The sequence below is a fragment of the Ruegeria sp. SAZA006 genome (genome assembly GCF_059613465.1).
Genome location: NZ_JBXWSO010000014.1, coordinates 424,546 through 442,010, shown reverse-complemented (window position 1 = coordinate 442,010; position 17,465 = coordinate 424,546). Strand labels below are relative to the sequence as shown.

12 protein-coding genes are annotated in these 17,465 nt (G+C 61.9%); 7 read left to right on the top strand and 5 right to left on the bottom strand.

Annotated features, from left to right (window positions below; genetic code table 11):
• Positions 1–294 precede the first annotated feature (294 nt).
• Positions 295–2,667: a mechanosensitive ion channel domain-containing protein gene (locus AC2FNZ_RS14290; RefSeq protein WP_496841129.1), complete on the top strand. Its 2,373-nt coding sequence runs from the start codon at positions 295–297 to the stop codon at positions 2,665–2,667.
• Between the two features lie 82 nt (positions 2,668–2,749).
• Here the strand turns inward: AC2FNZ_RS14290 and AC2FNZ_RS14285 are convergent, their stop codons facing one another.
• Genes AC2FNZ_RS14285 through AC2FNZ_RS14265 form a run of 5 tightly spaced genes read right to left on the bottom strand, consistent with a single transcriptional unit; the run spans position 2,750 to position 9,967 of the window.
• Positions 2,750–4,099, bottom strand: a complete 1,350-nt coding sequence (locus tag AC2FNZ_RS14285; RefSeq protein ID WP_496841028.1) for a CoA transferase — start codon at positions 4,097–4,099, stop codon at positions 2,750–2,752.
• Positions 4,096–5,250: an ABC transporter permease gene (locus AC2FNZ_RS14280; protein WP_170405038.1), complete on the bottom strand. Its 1,155-nt coding sequence runs from the start codon at positions 5,248–5,250 to the stop codon at positions 4,096–4,098. Before AC2FNZ_RS14280 ends, AC2FNZ_RS14285 begins: the two co-directional genes overlap by 4 nt.
• Positions 5,247–6,275: an ABC transporter permease gene (locus AC2FNZ_RS14275; RefSeq protein WP_093964561.1), complete on the bottom strand. Its 1,029-nt coding sequence runs from the start codon at positions 6,273–6,275 to the stop codon at positions 5,247–5,249. The genes AC2FNZ_RS14280 and AC2FNZ_RS14275 overlap by 4 nt, the downstream gene beginning before the upstream one ends.
• Positions 6,276–6,288: 13 nt before the next feature.
• Complete coding sequence (locus tag AC2FNZ_RS14270; protein WP_496841027.1) at positions 6,289–8,202, bottom strand: ABC transporter substrate-binding protein; 1,914 nt, start codon at positions 8,200–8,202, stop codon at positions 6,289–6,291.
• Positions 8,195–9,967, bottom strand: a complete 1,773-nt coding sequence (locus AC2FNZ_RS14265) for an ABC transporter ATP-binding protein (protein ID WP_496841026.1) — start codon at positions 9,965–9,967, stop codon at positions 8,195–8,197. Before AC2FNZ_RS14265 ends, AC2FNZ_RS14270 begins: the two co-directional genes overlap by 8 nt.
• A 230-nt stretch (positions 9,968–10,197) precedes the next feature.
• On the opposite strand from AC2FNZ_RS14265, the gene AC2FNZ_RS14260 reads away from it, so the two are divergent.
• From AC2FNZ_RS14260 to AC2FNZ_RS14235, 6 genes are all read left to right on the top strand, one after another.
• Entirely contained in the window at positions 10,198–10,695 is a 498-nt protein-coding gene (locus AC2FNZ_RS14260; RefSeq protein ID WP_093964564.1) for a class I SAM-dependent methyltransferase, read from the top strand.
• A gap of 92 nt (positions 10,696–10,787) precedes the next feature.
• Positions 10,788–11,417, top strand: coding sequence for a glutathione S-transferase family protein (locus AC2FNZ_RS14255; protein ID WP_170339831.1), 630 nt, complete (start codon positions 10,788–10,790; stop codon positions 11,415–11,417).
• A gap of 78 nt (positions 11,418–11,495) precedes the next feature.
• A complete protein-coding gene (locus tag AC2FNZ_RS14250; protein WP_496841025.1) occupies positions 11,496–13,898 on the top strand; it encodes a GcvT family protein in 2,403 nt (800 codons plus the stop codon).
• A 2-nt stretch (positions 13,899–13,900) separates the two neighbouring features.
• Positions 13,901–15,436, top strand: a complete 1,536-nt coding sequence (locus AC2FNZ_RS14245; RefSeq protein ID WP_496841024.1) for a trimethylamine methyltransferase family protein — start codon at positions 13,901–13,903, stop codon at positions 15,434–15,436.
• A gap of 1 nt (position 15,437) precedes the next feature.
• Positions 15,438–16,124, top strand: coding sequence for a TetR/AcrR family transcriptional regulator (locus AC2FNZ_RS14240; RefSeq protein ID WP_093964568.1), 687 nt, complete (start codon positions 15,438–15,440; stop codon positions 16,122–16,124).
• Entirely contained in the window at positions 16,111–17,415 is a 1,305-nt protein-coding gene (locus AC2FNZ_RS14235; protein WP_496841023.1) for an NAD(P)/FAD-dependent oxidoreductase, read from the top strand. Before AC2FNZ_RS14240 ends, AC2FNZ_RS14235 begins: the two co-directional genes overlap by 14 nt.
• The last annotated feature ends 50 nt before the right edge of the window (positions 17,416–17,465 follow it).

Below are 17,465 nucleotides of genomic sequence, written 5' to 3'. Positions count from 1 at the left end.
CAAAGGGTCTGTGTCAAAGCCGCAAATGCGTCAATCATTGCGATTTGGCAACAGCCATTGCGCAAGTCACCAATAACGCGAAGCCTGCAACATTCCCCGAAGTTGGCAAAACCCGGATTTGCCGGATGCTGCCTGCTCTTATAGGAATTCCAGAGGGTTGGAAACATCCTGCCTTTGGGCTTGCGCCAAAAACACGGTCCTACACGATGTCGGGAAGCGACGAGTGGATCGTTTGATCAAGGCCGGTGCCTTCTATAGGCTGTCGTGCAGCAAGAGATCAGGATGCAAGACCTTATGAAACCGAACTTTCTTGTCCGTGTGCTGTTCTTGACGTGGACAATCGCTCTGGCCTGCGCGACCGGTGCGGCGGCGCAGACCTCGCTGATCCCGGGGTATCCCGGGGCGTCCAGTGAAACAGAGGCTCCGCAGGACAACGATGTTGCGGCCGCGATCCGAGCCGCGACCGAGGCGGGCGCCAGCGTGATCGTTATCGACAGCGCCGGGCAGGTCGTATCCTCGGTTGGGCAGGCTGGTGGCCAGCCCGAGGACGTCGTCCACGATCCGATGGCAGAAAGTTCGCAGTTGATGAAGGCGCAGGAGCGCTTTGCCAAGTTCAGCGAAGCCGTGCGATCCCGCCTTGAGGCGTTGCCCTATTCGATCTTCGAGGTGCGCTACATCCTCGAGCAAACCAGTCCTGATGGCCGGATATTCACCTATGTCGAGGTGCTGGGATGGAACATTCTGTTCCTGATGGTTGGTCGATGGCTGTCGATCGAGCTGTACGGCAAGCGCTTTGCCCGACGATGGGTCGTGGCCCGGATCAAGGAAAACCCGCAGGGGTATCGGGAGAAAATGCCGTTCCTTGTGTTCCGGTTCCTGATGGGAATCGGAGCCACGGTGTTCGCAATGCTGATGGCTCTGATCGTCGGGTATCTGTTCTTTGGCGAGGCCGAAGATATCTCGATCCAGTTCACCGTCACGGCGATTTTCACCGCGTTTTTCCTGTCACGTACGGTATCCGACTTATGGCGGATGGTGCTGTCGCCGTATCTCAGCCAATACAGGTTGCCGCCATTCTCGGACCGTGACGCCAAGCGGCTGTACATCTGGGCATCGGCGCTGGCGACCTATGACATCACCGCTGTTCTGTTTTCCACCTGGGTGGCGGATTTCGGGCTGAACTACAACGTCTACGCGATGGTTTATGGCGGGCTGACCCTGATCGGGATGGTCGGAAACATCCTGATGATCCTGTTCAACGCCCGGGCCATTTCGAACGCGATCCGAGGCGGCCGTCAGCCGGACCAGGTGTCCTGGCTGCTGCGGTTCGTGTCATTTGGCTGGGCCCCGGCCCTGATCGTCTATCTGGTCTTCAGCTGGTTCAAGCTGGCGGTGGATCTGGTGCTCGAGACCGAGGACTCGCTGCCGATCGTCGCAAGCAGCTACATGATCTTCATGTCGGTCGTCATCGCCTATGGCGCCATGAACTATCTGCTCGAGCGGTACTTCGATCGCAATCGGCAGATCGAGGCTCTGAATGCCGAACTCGATTCCGATGAGGACGCCGTTCGCACCTCGGAGACGCCTGAGGCGGAGCAGCGCAAGCACACATTGGTGACCTACGAAGATCTTGCGCGGCGTGTCGCGGGCATCCTGGCCTTTGTCGTCGGCATCTATGCACTGGTCGTCATCTGGAATCCCGAAGCCAGCTGGAGCGAGGATTTGCCCATTGGCCGGGCTTTGGATGTGATGGTGATCCTGTTCATCGGCTACATCCTGTTCCACTTCTTCCGGATCTGGATCGACACCAAGATCGCTGAAGAAACCGATGATGGAGCCGCCGAAGCCGAGTTGGGTGACGAGGGCGGAGAGGGCGGTCAAAGCCGCCTTGCTACGCTGCTGCCGCTGTTTCGGGGCGCCATACTGGCTGTGGTGGTCGTGACCATCGTGCTGATCGTTCTGATGGAGCTGGGCATAAATGTCAGCCCGCTGTTTGCAGGCGCCGGCGTTGTCGGTCTGGCCGTGGGCTTTGGCTCGCAAACACTGGTGCGGGACATTTTCTCAGGCGCGTTCTTCCTGATGGATGACGCGTTCCGCAAAGGGGAATACATCGACATCGGAGATGTCAAAGGCACTGTCGAAAAAATCTCGGTCCGGTCTTTCCAGCTGCGCCACCATTTGGGGGCACTGAACACGATCCCGTTTGGTGAAATCAAGGTTCTGACCAACTACTCGCGCGACTGGGTGATCATGAAACTGCCTCTGCGGGTGACCTATGACACGGACGTCGAGAAGGTCCGCAAGCTGATCAAGAAACTGGGGCAGGAGTTGCTGGAGGATCCGGTGATCGGGGACAACTTCATCCAGCCGCTCAAGTCGCAGGGCGTTATCGAGATGCAGGATTCCGCGATGATCATCCGGGTCAAGTTCATGACCAAGCCGGGCGACCAGTGGCTGGTGCGCAAGAAGGTGTATCAAGAAATCCGCGAGTTGTTCGCGCGCGAAGGCATCAAGTTTGCCCACCGCGAAGTCACGGTACGACTGGCCGATGGCAAGGACCCCGAAGACCTGTCTCCGAAACAACGCGAGGCAGTCACCGGTGCGGTGCAAGCCGCAATTGACGAGGAGTATCTGGACGATATCGGCCCCGGTGGAGACGACCGCTAGGGCGCTCCCGCCCCTTTGACCTGCGCCGCCGTTCAAAGCGTTGGGCAGGGCCGCGCGTTCCGCGCGGCGGTTTGGTCTTTGATCAGGTGGTTTGCCACGTGGGATCGGACGTGCCGAGCCGGGATGCCGGGACGGGCCAGTGCATCCGTGCCTCACCGACGCTGAGCGCGGGGTTCAACCGTTTGCCGGGACCCCAGCCGGACTCTTCTGATCGGGATGCATAGTCCCCGGGTTCGGCAGCGGTGATCGGGTCGCCTGTCCCGGATTTCGCGAGGCTGGCCAGTAACTCGGCAGTACGGGCAAGCGACAGGCGCCCATCCATGATCGAATGCCCCGAAGCCGCTTCTGTCAGGGCCGAGAGGACAGCGGCGGCCATCAAATAGCCGGTGGCATGGTCAAGTGCCTGAACAGGCAGCGGGGTGGGTTTGTCGGCTCCGGCCCAAACGCGGCCGGCGTCAGCGATTCCCGCGCTCATCTGGACGAGGCTGTCAAATCCGCGACGGGTGGCCCAGGGCCCCTGCCAACCATAGGCATCCAGCGTAACTTCGACCCGGTTTGGAGCGACCGTATCGCGCACCTCTTTGGTCAGGCCCAGGGCATCCAGCGCACCGGGGCGGTAGCCGTGGACAAAGACATCCGCTTGCGCCAGCAGCTCTTGCAGCTTTTCCAGGCCGGCGGGTGTCTTGAGGTCCAGATACGCGCAGCGCTTGCCGAGCGAGATATCGGGGATCACGCCCGGCTCATCCCAACCCGGTGGGTCGATGCGCAGTACGTCAGCTCCGAACCCGGCCAGCGTGCGGGTGGAAACCGGGCCGGCCAGCACGCGTGTCATGTCGAGAACCCGAAGCCCGGCCAAAGGCCGATCCGCGCGTGCCTGTGGCCTGTCGCGCAGGGTGATCCGGCGTGGACCGTGCCAGCCGATCAACGGATCCCGCGTCACGGCGCGGCCTTGCGGGTGGTCCAGCCACTCGGCCCGGCTGCGCATGGCGGCGGCAACACCACCCTGCGCCACGATATCCGTTTCAAGGTTGGAGACCGACCAGCTCTTGATGGCCTGCGTCACCGCCGCACGATCCCCCTCGGTCGCCAAAACCTTGAGGGCCGCTTCCCTATGGTGGGGGAGGTTGGTGTGCAACCTGATCCAGCCATCGGCTCCCCGATAGTCGCCCGCGATCGGATCCCAGAGGCTTGGCATATCCCAGCCTTCGGGCTTGAACGAGTATCCGAACCACAGCGACGCGAGGCGGTGATCGACCATTGCTTTGGGCGGGAGCGAGACAAGATTGGTGGCCTGCATGAACCGTCCAAGCTCGTGGCCCACGGCTGCAAAGCTGGCTGTTGCCAGCTCGGATACGGCAAATGCGCTGGGAAGCGCACCGGAGCCGGCGACCCGATAAGCCTCGGTCGGTGGAAGCGAAGCCAGCAGGCTCATTGTTGATAGGGGTCCAGACTGTCGCGCAGCCCGTCACCCAGGAAATTGAAGGCCAGCACCACCACGATGATCGGTAGCATCGGGATGGCCGTCCACGGATAGATCTCGATCGAGGCGAGGTTTTGCGCGTCGTTCAGCATCACGCCCCAGCTGACCGCCGGTGCCCGCAGGCCCAAGCCAAGGAAGCTGAGCGCCGTTTCCCCCAGGATCATGGCGGGGATCGACAGGGTGGCCGAGGCAATCAGGTGAGACATGAAGTTGGGCAGCAGATGCTTGCGGATTACCCGGCCGGAACTCGCGCCCATCATCTCGGCGGCGCGCACATATTCTTCTTCGCGCAGCGACAGGAATTTGGCGCGCACGGATCGGGCCAGCCCGGGCCAGTCGAGGATGCCTAGAATGATCGAGATGATGAAGAACACCGCAACCGGCGACCAGTTCGACGGAACTGCGGCCGATAGTGCCAGCCACAGGGGGAGTTCGGGCAAAGACCGCAGGATTTCGATCACGCGGTTGATGACCCAGTCGATCCGTCCGCCGAAATAGCCGGCCATAGACCCGAACAGGATGCCAAGGAAGAATGAGACCGAAATGCCGATCAGGCCCACGGTCAGCGAAAGCTGTGCGCCGTATAGGATGCGGCTGAAGATATCGCGGCCCAGCCGGTCCGAACCCCAGAGGAACAGTGTCGTGCCTTCCGGGGCGCAAAACAAATGCGTGTTTGAACGGATGAGTCCGGCCAGCTTGTACTCGGATGCCTCGCAGAAGAACCGTACGGGTCGCGGATCCTCGGTGTCAGGGACGAATTTCCATTGAAACGTCTCGAGGTCGGCCTCGGCCACGATCGGGTAGACATACGGCCCGATGAACTCGCCCTGGTGGAACCAGTTCACCGATTGGGGCGGTGCATAGAGATGTTCGCCATTTCGTTCGTTCGGGCCATAAGGCGCGATGAACCCTGCAAACGGGAGCATCAGGTAGCAAAGCAGCAGGAAAATGCCCGATATCAGACCCAGCCGGTGTGTCTTGAACTTGCGCCAGACCAGAACCCAATTCGGGGCGTCCAGATCCCTACGCTCCAATTGCTGCAAAGATGCTTCGGGATCGAACGGGGCGTCGTCGACAAAGCGGCCGTCGGGAAGTTTGCTCATGCTTCGCGCCCCTCGTACCGGATACGCGGGTCAAGCATGACCAGCAGAATGTCGGAGATCATGGTGCCGATCAGCGTCAGCAGCGCCACGAACATCAGAATGAAGGCTGACAGGAACTGGTCCTGTGTCTTAAGCGCCGTCAGCAGCGTGGGGCCGATGGTCTGCAAACCCAGCACCACCGAAACCAGAACCGATCCCGACACCATCGAGGGCAGCAGGTTGCCAATATCGGCCACAAAGGGGTTGAAGGCCACACGCAACGGGTACTTGGTCAGCATCCGCGACGGCGACATACCCTTGGCGATAGCGGTTTCCACATAAGGCTTGCCCAATTCGTCCAGCATGTTGGCGCGCAGGCGCTGCATCATGGCCGAGGCGCCCGAGGTGCCGATCACGAATGTGGGCACGATCAGATGAACCAAGATGGACTTCATCTTGTCCCAGCTCATGGGTTGCCCCTCGTACACCGGGTCCATCAACCCGCCGATGGGCAAATCGAGGTAACGGTGCCCGTAGTAGAACAGGATGAGCGCCAGCAGAAAGTTGGGCGTCGCCAATCCCAGATACCCCACGAAGGCGGTCGAATAGTCCACCCAGGTCCGCGATTTGGCCGCCGCCATTACGCCCAGAGGCAAGGCCACGGCATAGACGAACAGGATCGCGGCAAGGTTCACGACCACGGTCAGCCACAGCGTGTCCCCGACGATGTCGGCCACCGGACGATCGAATTCAAAGGACCAGCCGTAGTTGCCCTGCAGCAACCCCTCAAACCCATGAGGGCCGGGAAAGAAGCCGACCCAGATCAGGTATTGTTCCCACATCGGGCGGTCCAGAGCGTATTCCTTTCGCAGGAATTCCGCCTTGGCCACACCGGCCGACTGCCCCGAAGCTTGCAGTTCGGCAATCTGGTTGCTGAGATAATCTCCCGGCGGCAGGTTGATGATCACGAAGATCAGCATCGATACCACCAACAGGGTCAGCAGCATCGTGAAAAAGCGATACACCGCGTAGCGGAGCATGATCATCTATCCGCTCCTGTCAGTCGGCGAGAAAGAATTCGTCTGGGCGGTGCACTCCGAAATGCGCGCCGGGTTCCCACGCCCACATGGCCTGTTCGGGAACATTGCGCAGTCGGTTTGAAACCACGATCGGTTGAGGCGCGCCGTTCAGAATTCCGATGCCATAGATCTGGTCGGCGTGTATCTTCAACATCTCCTCCCAGACCGCCCGGCGTTCATCCTCGGTTTTTGCAAGTTCCCAGATGTGGTTCAACTCCAGCAAGCGCTGGGCTTCGGGCAGGTCGGGCGGCTCGCCGGCTTCACCGCCGGTTTGATAGTGCTGCCCCCATTTTGGCCAGGCCAGAAACACCTGGTCGGTCGGGGCCAGGTAAACCGGTGACGTATGCAGCTGCGGGATGCCATCATCCCAGCCATACCAGACCGAAGCCATCGTATTGCCGGCGAATACGCGGTTGCGCAGGATGTCGCGGTCAAGCGGTCGCATGACCAATTTCACCCCGATTTCCCGCCAGGTATCAGTCACGATCTGCAGCGCGTTCTCGACCTCTTGGCGTTCCCCGGCCGTCTCGATCACCAGCTCCATGGGGCGGCCGTCCGGCAACAGGCGTGTGCCGTTCTTGTCGCGCTGCGTCAGCCCGACCTCGTCCAGCAGGGCGTTGGCCTGTGCGACGTCGTATTGCGCCCAGGCCTGCGCGTTCTCTTCACTGTAGAAGGGCGAGGCAGGCAGAACGGACATGGCGGCCGGATGCGCCAGTTTGAAGTACAGCGCTTGGTTGATGGTCTGCCGGTCTATGGCCAGCGAAAGAGCGCGACGGACACGGACATCGCGCAGAACATTGCGCCAAACCTCGTCTTCGAAGTTCAGGTTGGGGTAGATCGCGATCTGTGACGCGACACCGGTTTTCCAGAGTAGAGTTTTGTAATTTCCGTTGGCTTCGCCCTTTTTCAGGATCGACGCATCCCGAAAATCAAGCCCACGGCCCTGCAGGTCGGTCTCACCGGCATTGGCCTTGGCTGCCACCAGGCCGGGAGCCACGATCTCCATCTCGACTACGTCGATGTATGGCAGTTGCAAACCCTTCGAGTCGATGCGGTGGTAATATGGGTTGCGGACGAAATTGTGCCGGATCTTCTTGCCCGAGCTGGCGTTCAGCCAAGGCTGCAGAGTGGGCAGTTCGTGATTGTCGTACTTGTAGAGGTTGTCCAACTTGTTGTGCAGGGCAGCCCAGCTTTTGACACGTGCGTCACTGACCTCGAAGTCCAGTTTTTCCTTGTCGGCATATTTCTCGTGATAACGCTTCAGGAACGCAGCAGGGCGGTAGATGAATGGCGGTCGCGCCTGCGCCAGTGAGGCCAGAAAGTTCGGGTTCGGGTCGTCCCATTCGTAGATCACCGTCGTTTCGTCCGGGAACGTGACCGTGGGGAGCTTGCCCTCAACCCGCAGGAAATCAGGGGGGCCGGACGGGCTGAGAAGCTCGTTGTTGGCCACGTCTTCCCACCAGTATCGGAAGTCTTCCGAGGTGAACGGTGTGCCGTCCGACCATTTGTGCCCCTTGCGCAGGTGCAGTGTGTACTTGCGGTTTTCGTCGTTGTCGTAAGACGCCAGCAGATCGGGGACCAGATTGTACTGGGCATCGAAGCCCACCAGTCGGGCGTAGCCATAGACCACCATCTGCCGGATATCCTTGGACCGGGTGACCATCGTGCGCAAGGTTCCGCCCTGTTTGCCGAATTCGCGCCCTTTCGAAGACAGGTCGACGATCAGCGGTTCCTGCGGGATGCGATCTTGCACTGGGGGCAGGTTTCCGATGTCCACCTCGGCTTTCCAGAAGGTGCTTTCCTGCAGGTCGGGAAGGGTGTCGGCCCAGGCGGGCAGCGCCGCGCCCAGCGTCAGCGCGGCGGCCAGAAACTTGAATCGAGTGGTCTTAAACATGGCAACGTACCTTATGGCCGGGCTCCATTTCCACGAGTGAAGGTATCATGGTGTCAGAGAATCTAAAGGCGTCATCCCAACTGTCCGGGGAGCCGGCGCCAAGGGCGACCAGTTTCAGATCGATGGGACGATTGATATCGGGTTCGGGTTGTGCGGCAATCAGGGCCTTGGTGTAGGGGTGGCGCGGGTTGTAGAACAAGGTCTCGGGCGGAGCCTGTTCGACGACCAGCCCCTGGCGCATGACCGCGACCTCGTCCGCGATACGGGCGACCACGGCCAGATCGTGAGAAATGAAAAGATAGGACAGGTTCAGACTGTCCTGCAGTCTCTCCAGAAGGGTCAGGATCTGTTCCTGGACCGAAACATCCAAAGCTGATGTCGGCTCGTCGCAGACGATCAGGGACGGATCCAGCATCATCGCACGGGCGATTGACAGGCGTTGGCGTTGACCGCCGGAAAAAGCGTGCGGGTAGCGTTTGAGCATCCCGGCGTTCAATCCCACACGTTCAAGCATCTCAGCGGCCTTGTCGCGGCGTTCGGCCGTCGTGCCGATATTGTGGATCTCCAGCGGTTCGGTCATCGCATCCTGAATGCGCATGCGCGGGCTCAGAGAGCTGTAGGGATCTTGAAACACCATCTGAGCCTTGCGCTGAAACGCCTTGCGCTCCTCGCGGGTCATCTGGTGGACGCGTATCGGGTCTTCGCCCGGCGCGGCTCGAAAAAGCACCTCGCCGCCCGGGTCTGGCAGCTCGGCCCCCAGCGCAATCCGGGCCGCGGTGGTCTTGCCCGATCCGCTTTCACCGACTACGGCCAGCGTCTTGCCGCGGGCCAGTTTCAGGTCGACGCCCCGGCAGGCATAAATCAGCTTGTCCGCTTTCCAACCGCGCGACGACCGCATCGTGTAGGTCTTGCACACATCCTTCATGTCGAGGATCAGATCCTCGTCCGGCATCGGAATTCCCACGGCTTCCTTGTCCGGGATCTCGGGGGCCGCATCAAATAGCTGGCGGGTATAGGGATGGGCCGGGGCATTCAGGATCAGCTCGGCTGAACCCGCCTCCATCACCCGGCCTTTGTGCATGACGACGACCTGTTCGGCCATATTGGCGACCACGCCCAAGTCATGCGTCACCAAAACCAGCGCCATTCCAGTTTCTTTCTGTAGATCCTTGATAAGGCCCAGCACCTGAGCCTGGGTCGTCACATCCAGTGCAGTTGTCGGTTCGTCGGCAATCAGCAATTCCGGTTTGGACACCATCGCCATTGCGATCATCGCGCGTTGACGCATCCCACCCGAAAGTTCGAAGGGATACGAGTCATAGGCACGCGCCGGATCGGGAAAGCCCACGCGTTCGAACTGCGACAGCACTTCCTTGCGAGCCTCAGACTCGGAGGCGCCCCGATGGAGCCACAGAACCTCGCTGACCTGGTTGCCGATCTTGTGCAACGGAGACAGCGACCGCATAGGTTCCTGAAAGATCATCGAAATTCGATTGCCGCGGATGCCACGCATCTCACGTTCGGAAATTTCGGACAGCGCGACGCTGCCCTTGGAAGTGTTCAGCTGCATTACGCCACTGCGGATCTGGGCTGTCCTGGGCAGAATGCGCAGCACCGCCCGGCAAGAGATCGTCTTGCCCGACCCGGATTCCCCGACCAATGCCAGCGTTTGCCCGGCCTCGACATCGAAATTCACATCTCTGACGACGGGCTCCCCGGCGCCGAAACCGATGGTCAGGTCTCGGACAGACAACAAGGCCGTCATTCGGGCTTTCCACCCGTGTGGCCACCGCGTGACATTGGTTTTGAACTCCCTGGTTTTTTGTCGCAGTTTCGCGCGCTTGGGGGCGACTAGTCAAATACCTTCTTGGGCTGAAATGTCGCGGAAACGTGACGAACAGTGCATTGTGCCTACACAAAGTCTTGAGTTTTTGTCATCAAAGCCGCGATTGACCATGATTGGTGGTCGTTAAGGTATCAGGGAGATATTTCGCAATGTCCGACGCGCAAAGCCGACTGGATCTGTTCATTGATCGCATGGTCTCGCAGCGGGCATGTCTGGATTTCGCGATCGCCGACACGGCAGACTTGGCCGGTCCGGTGTTCGAACTGGGTCTGGGCAACGGGCGTACCTATCATCACATGATGAACCGGGTCCGGAACCGACCCGTCTATGTGTTCGAGCGCGCTGTGGCCTCGCACCCCGATTCCACTCCGCCCGAAGATCGCCTGATCCTGGGCGACGTGCGCGAGACTCTGCCCGCCGCGCTTGATCGGTTTGGCGCGACCGCCAGCGTGATTCATGCCGATCTGGGCGGCCACAACCGCGAAAAGAACGATGCCTTCGCCCGCCTCGTGTCGCCGTTGATCGAACCGCTTCTGGCCGAGGGTGGGCTGATGGTCTCAAGCGACCGGATGTATTTCGAAACGCTGGCGGAGCAGCCCCTTCCCGCAGATGCGGTTCCGGGTCGCTGCTTCATCTACCGGCGCTGACCGGCGTTCCGCAGGGTCACTTTGCGCGGGGACTCGATCCCGGCACGGCGGGCGGTCTAACCTTCGCGTGACGCTCACGCAAAGGACCGCCCATGCTGTTTTACGATTGCTCGACCGCCCCGAACCCGCGCCGCGCCCGCATGTTTATCGCCGAAAAGGGGCTGCAGATCGAAACCCGCGACATCTCGATCGCCAAGGGCGAGCAAATGAGCGAGGCGTTTCGCAAGGTGAACCCCCGCGCCACCATCCCGGTTCTGGTCACCGACGAGGGGACCGTTCTGACCGAGAACCTCGGCATCGCCGCCTATCTCGAGGCGCGCTTCCCCGAGCCCCCGTTGATGGGGCGGACACCGGACGAGAAAGGGCTGGTGCTGATGTGGAACGCGATCGTCGAACAGCAGGGCGGGGCGCCCATCGCCGACGCGCTGCGCAACACGCATCCGGCCTTCAAGGACCGCGCCATTCCCGGTCCGCAGAACCACGCTCAGATCCCGGAACTGGCCGAACGCGGTATCGCGCGCGTCGGAGCGTTCTTCGACCTGCTCGAAGAGCGCCTGCAAGACAGCCCCTTCATCGCGGGCGAGGCGTTCTCGCTGGCCGATATTTCGACCTTCGTGTTCGTGGATTTCGCCCGTGTCATCAAGATGCGCATCCCCGAGGGCAACACGGCAACCCGTGCCTGGTTTGACAGCGTGCAGGCGCGGCCCAGCGCCAGCGCCTGACAGCACTGTACAGAAATGTCTAGACAGAAGTGAACAGTGCCCCTAGCGTCCTTTGGGAATCGTCCAGGGGAGGTCGGGATGAAATCGCAGTATCGCGTTGTGGTCATCGGGGGCGGCGTCGTCGGTGCCTCGGTTCTGTATCATCTGGCCAAGTTCGGCTGGTCGGATGTGGTCATGCTGGAACGGCGGCGGCTGGCCTCGGGGTCCTCGTGGCATGCGGCGGGGGGTATCCACGCGCTGAACGCCGATCCGAATATGGCAGCGTTGCAGGCCTACACGATCGACCTGCTGAGCGAGATCGAGAAGGAATCGGGCCAGAATATCGGCCTGCACATGACCGGTGGTCTGACGCTGGCCGGAACCCCCGAACGGTGGGAGTGGTTGCAGGCGAACTACCGCATCTTCCAGTCCATCGGCATCGACGATTGCGAATTGCTGAGCCCGGAAGAGGCGCAGAGACGCTGCCCGATCATGTCCACCGACGGCATTCTGGGCGCGATGTGGGCCGACCGAGAGGGGTATATCGACACCACCGGCACCGTGCAGGCCTATGCCACCGCCGCAAAAAAGCGCGGGGCGGAATACTACGAGGAAACCAAGGTCGAGGAACTGATCCAGACCGCCGATGGCTGGCAGGTGGTGACCGACAGGGGCACGATCACCTGCGAACACGTGGTCAACGCTGCCGGCCTTTGGGCCAAGCAGGTGGGGCGCATGGCGGGGGTCGAACTGCCGGTCTCGCCGCTGAAGCACCATTACCTGATCACCGACACGGTGCCCGAGGTCGCCGCGGCCGATTTCGAGATGCCGATGACCGTGGATCTCGAGGGCTTCACCTACATGCGGCAGGACCAGAAAGGTGTTCTGGTCGGCATCTACGAGGTCGATCACGAGCACTGGGCCATGGACGGCGCGCCGTGGAACTATGGCGAGGAGCTGTTTCAGGAGCAGCTGGACCGCATCGAAAACGAACTGATGCTGGGCTTCGAACGTTATCCGGCGATCCAGAACGCGGGCATCAAGACATGGGTGAACGGCGCCTTCACCTTCTCGCCGGACGGCAACCCTCTGGTCGGTCCGGTCCCGGGCAAGCGCGGCTATTGGACCGCCTGCGCGGTGATGGCCGGGTTTCTGCAAGGCGGCGGCGTTGGCAAGACGCTGGCCGAATGGATGATCCATGGCGAGCCCGAGGCCGACGCCTGGCCGATGGACGTGGCGCGCTATGGCGACTTTGCCCGGAACAAGCGCTACATCCGCGAAACCACCGGCCAGTTCTATTCCCGCCGCTTCGTGATGACCTATCCGAACGAGCAACTGCCCGCCGGACGCCCGTTGAAAATGTCGCCGGCCCATGACGCGATGACCGAAGCGGGTTGCAAATGGGGCGTCAGTTGGGATCTCGAGGTGCCGCTCTATTTCGCGCCCAAGGGGTTCGAGGAAACGCCGACGCTCAAACGCTCGAACGCCTTCGACATCGTGGCCGAGGAATGCCGCACCATCCGCGAAGGCGTGGGCCTGATGGACATCACCGGGTTCTCGCGGTTCGAAGTTTCGGGGCCGAATGCGGAAATCTGGCTTAACAAGGTGATGGCCTCGAAATTGCCGGGACCGGGCCGCGCGAAACTGGCGCCGATGCTGGGCGAGAACGGGCGGCTCAAGGGCGACCTGACGGTTCTGAACTGGGGAGACGGCACCTGGTGGATCATGGGCAGCTATTACCTGCGGGCCTGGCACATGCGCTGGTTCGACGATCACAGGATCGACGGGGGCACCGTACGCGACCTGGGCGAGGAGGTCTGCGGCTTTGCCGTGGTCGGCCCGAAATCGCAGGCGGTGGTCGAGAAGCTGGCCGAGCAGGACATTTCAACCCTGAAATTCATGGGTTGCGGTGACTATGACATCGGCCTCGTGCGCGCCCGCGTGGCCCGCATGTCGGTCACCGGCGAGAAAGGTTATGAGATCAACTGCCGCTATGGCGACCACATCGCCCTGCGCCGCGCGCTGCTTGAGGCCGGGGCCAGCGAAGGCATCCGCGAATGCGGCTTCAACGCGATGCTGTCCACGCGGCTTGAGAAAAGCTTTGGCATCTGGTCGGCCGAGTTCACCCAGGCCTACACCCCCGGCATGACCGGCATGGACCGCTGGATCGACTGGAGCAAGGATTTCATCGGCAAAGAAGCGGCACTGGCCGAGCGTGAGGGTAACGGCCCGGCACAGGTTCAGGTGACGCTCGAGGTCGACGCGCTGGACGCGGACGCCAGCGGGTACGAACCCGTCTGGGCAGGTGACCAGCGTGTGGGTTTCGTGACCTCGGGCGGGTATGGCCATTATATCGGCAAGTCGCTGGCGATGGCGCTGGTGGACCGCGACAAGGCGCAGCCGGGCACCGAACTGTCGGTGCATGTGGTGGGGGTCGAGCGGCCCGTGCGGGTAATCGCGCCATCGCCCTATGACCCCGAGGGCAAGGCGATGCGGGGCTGATCGTGGCGGCGCGAGGCAGGGATCGCCGTCGGCGGGGCCGGGGAGTGGTGGCCACCAGCCGCGATGTGAACTATCGCCAGTTGCGCAACCCGTTTCCGGTGATGGAGGTCTTCCCCGCCGACCAGATCGCTGACATGCACGAAACCGCTCTGCGCACGCTTGAGGAACTGGGCGTCAAGGTCCTGCTGCCCGAGGCGCGGCGCCTGTTTGCCGCTGCAGGCGCGCGGGTGGATGAAGACAGCGAAATGGTATTCATCGGCCGCGATCTGGTCGAGGCCGCGGTATCCTCGGCCCCGAAATCCATCGACTGCCGGGCCGGGGCGCGGCATCGTGACTTTACGCTGGAACTGGGCAGCCTGGTGTTTCAACCCGGCGCAGGCGCGCCCAATGCCACCGATCTGGAACGCGGCCGCCGCCCGGCCAGTGGACAGGATTACCTCGAATTCTTGAAACTCACCCATCATTTCGACGTGTTCCAGATGATCTCGCCGCAAGTCGAGCCGCAGGACGTGCCGACCCACCTGCGTCACTATTTCACCACGCAGGCGCAGATGGAGCTGACCGACAAGTTCCCGTTCTTCTTCTCGCGCGGGACGCCGCAGGTGATGGATTGTTTCCAGATGCTGGCCGTCGCGCGAGGCCTGTCCGACGACGAATTCCGCGCACGGCCGCATTGCTACACGATCATCAACACCAACAGCCCGCGCACACTGGACATTCCGATGGCACAGGGGCTGATCGATTTCGCCCGCCACGGGCAAATGTCGATCATCACGCCATTCACGCTGATGGGAGCGATGGCGCCGATCACGGTTGCGGGCGCGATCACCCTGTCCCATGCCGAGGCGCTGGCCGCCCTGACCCTGACCCAACTGGCAAAACCCGGCGCGCCGGTCTGCTATGGCACGTTCACCAGCAACGTGGACATGAAATCCGGCGCCCCGGCCTTTGGCACGCCCTCGCATTTCCAGGCCTCGCTGGCGGCGGGGCAGTTGGCGCGGCATCTGGGCCTGCCGTGGCGGTCGGCGGCCGGGTCGGCGTCGAACGCCAATGACGTGCAGGCGGCCAATGAAAATCAGTTCGGGCTGTGGGGCTGCCTGATGGCGGGGGCCACGGTGATCATCCATTCGGCCGGGTGGCTGGAAGGCGGTCTGACCGTGTCCTTCGAAAAGCTGGTCTGCGACGCCGAGGTTCTGAACATGGTGGCCGAGCTGTGCGCAGGGGCTCAGGCCGGTCAGGCCGAGATCGGGTTCGACACTGCCTTGCGCGAGGTCAAGCCCGGCGCCCACTTCTTTGCCGCCAGCCAGACGATGGAGCGCTACACCACCGAATTCTACGAACCGCACCTGCATGACTATGCCAATTTCGGCACCTGGACCGAACGCGGATCGGTCGATGCGTGCCACCGGGCCACCGCGATTTGGCGTGACATCTTGAACAATTTCGAACCACCCGCGCAGGACCAGCCGGGGCTGGACGCCATGCGCGACTTCATCGCGCGCCGAACCGCCGAGGGCGGCGCACCCCCGGAGAGTTGAGATGAACAGCAAACCCATCCTGCATCGTGACGACCCCAAGGCCGAGCCGCTTGTCGGCAACGTCAAGGTCACGCGCGACGACTGGTTGAACGTGGCGATGGATGTGCTGATCTCGGACGGGGTCGAGCAGGTCAAGGTGCTGAACCTGGCCGACCGCATGGCGGTGTCGCGGTCCTCGTTCTACTGGTATTTCAAATCCCGGCAGCAGCTGCTGGATGCGCTGCTGGATCGCTGGCAGGCCACCAACACCGCCGCCCTGATCGCGCAGGCCGAGGCCCCGGCCGAGACCATCACCGCCGCCGTCTGCAACGTGCATCGCTGTGTGGTCAACACCGCCTTGTTCGACACGGCGCTGGACTTTGCCGTGCGCGACTGGGCGCGGAGGTCGGGCAAGGTGCGGCGGATGCTGGACCAGTCCGACGCGCGCCGCCTGGCAGCGCTGCGCGCCATGTTCGCGCGCTTTGGTTATGAGGCGGTCGAGGCTGAAACCCGCGCGCGGGTGCTGTACTACATGCAGATCGGCTATGATCTGGCGCAGTTGAACGAGCCGTTGGCGACGCGCCTGTTGCTGGTGCCGCATTACTTGTACGTCTTTACCGGGGTCGAACCGCGGCCCGAGGAAATCGAGGAATTCAGCGCCTATGCCAAGCGCTGCTGGGAGGGAGGATCAAGCCATGAGCCAGCCTGACGCAATCATCATCGGAACCGGCGTGATCGGCGCGGCCATCGCGTTCGAGTTGGCCAAGGCCGGCTGGAAGACCCTGTCGCTGGACCGCAACGCGCAGGTGGGGCACGGTTCGACCGCCGGGTCCTGCGCGATCATCCGGATGCACTATTCCACCTTCGACGGCACAGCCTTTGCGTGGGAGGGCTATCATTACTGGCGCGACTGGGCCGACTATCTGGGCCTGCCCGACGGGGCCGATCTGGCGCAGTTCCGCGAGACCGGGTGCCTGGTCATGAAGACCGAGGCCAACGGCCACTTGGAAAAACACAAGAAATACAGCGCCGAGTTGGATTGCCCGTTTGAGGAATGGTCGGCCGAACAGATTCTCGACCGCCTGCCGATCTATTCTCTGGACAGTTTCGCCCCGGCCAAACGGATGGACGACCCAGCCTTTGGTCAGCCCAATGGCAGCAAGATGCAGGGGGCGGTGTTCTGGCCCAAGGCTGGCTATGTCACCGATCCGGCCCTGTCAGCGCAGAACCTGATGCAGGCGGCGACGCAGCGCGGTGCGCAGGTGCGGACCGGGGTCGAGGTCGTCGAAATCTTGCAGGAAGGTGGCAAGTTCAAAGGCGTCCGGCTGGCCTCGGGCGAAGAGATTCACGCGCCGGTGGTGATCAACGTGGCAGGGCCGGGATCGTCGATCATCAACCGCATGGCCGGGGTGCTGGACGACATGACCATCGAAACCCGCCCGCTGCGGCAGGAGGTGGTGCATGTTCCGGCGCCCGAAGGATTTGATTTCGAGCGTCAGGGAACCATCGTGTCGGACAGCGATATCGCCTGTTACTGCCGGCCCGAACATGGCAACCACATCCTGATAGGATCCGAGGATCCGGAATGCGACCCGCATCAGTGGTGCGAGACCGATGTCCATTACAACCACGATTTCACCGACCAGTGGACGACGCAGGCCATGCGCTATGCGCAGCGCGTTCCCAGCTTGGGCATTCCGTCCAGAACGCGGGGAGTGGTCGATCTGTACGACGCCTCGACCGACTGGATCCCGATCTATGACAAATCCAGCTTGCCGGGCTTTTACATGGCCTGCGGCACCAGCGGGAACCAGTACAAGAACGCGCCGATCGCGGGCAAGATGATGGCCGCGCTGGTCGAGTATTGTGAGGGCGGGGCGGATCACGACGCCCAACCCCTGCAATTCGAGCTGCCCCATATCAAACGCACCATCGACGCGGGCTTTTACTCCCGCAGGCGCCCGATCAACGCCGAGAGCAGTTTTTCGGTCCTTGGCTAGCCATGCCGGACAAATGCGCTAGCTCTCGGGAAACACTGAGAAAGGGCGGG